General features: G+C 46.9%; 2 tRNA genes and 1 rRNA gene. All 3 read left to right on the top strand.

What is annotated here, in order from left to right:
• Positions 1–100: ribosomal RNA gene (locus M3193_RS16590) — 16S ribosomal RNA — on the top strand; the annotation flags it as partial.
• A 135-nt stretch (positions 101–235) separates the two neighbouring features.
• A tRNA-Ile gene (locus M3193_RS16585) sits at positions 236–312 on the top strand.
• A gap of 10 nt (positions 313–322) precedes the next feature.
• A tRNA-Ala gene (locus M3193_RS16580) sits at positions 323–398 on the top strand.
• The last annotated feature ends 255 nt before the right edge of the window (positions 399–653 follow it).

Raw genomic sequence — 653 nt, 5'->3', positions numbered from 1 at the left:
TAACCCTTACGGGAGCCAGCCGCCGAAGGTGGGACAGATGATTGGGGTGAAGTCGTAACAAGGTAGCCGTATCGGAAGGTGCGGCTGGATCACCTCCTTTCTAAGGATAATTACGGAATATGAACCTATGGTTCATACGTTGACGTTTTGCGTTCAGTTTTGAAGGTTCATTGGACAGTTTTAAACACCGTATGTGTTTTTGGAACTGAAAAGAGGAACTTCATAATCCCTGAAGGGGCCTATAGCTCAGCTGGTTAGAGCGCACGCCTGATAAGCGTGAGGTCGGTGGTTCGAGTCCACTTAGGCCCACCATTCATATTCGGGGGCCTTAGCTCAGCTGGGAGAGCGCCTGCCTTGCACGCAGGAGGTCAGCGGTTCGATCCCGCTAGGCTCCACCAATTACTTTATCAAAGAGTAATTTGTTCATTGAAAACTGGATAAAACGACATTGAAGCAACAAAACATCAAGTAATCAACCGAGTCGATCACTTTTGTGATTGAACAATACTTTTTTAACGATTGCCAACGTATATCGCTATACAATGGTAATCAACCAATGGTCGAGACGCATGTAATGCGTTGAAAACCAGACAAAGGTTAAGTTAGAAAGGGCGCACGGCGGATGCCTTGGCACTAGAAGCCTATGAAGGACG

Source organism: Sporosarcina luteola (genome assembly GCF_023715585.1).
Taxonomy (GTDB): Bacteria; Bacillota; Bacilli; order Bacillales_A; family Planococcaceae; genus Sporosarcina; species Sporosarcina luteola_D.
Note: the sequence above shows the minus strand (reverse complement) of the source record. Positions and strands in the feature narration are given on the sequence as shown.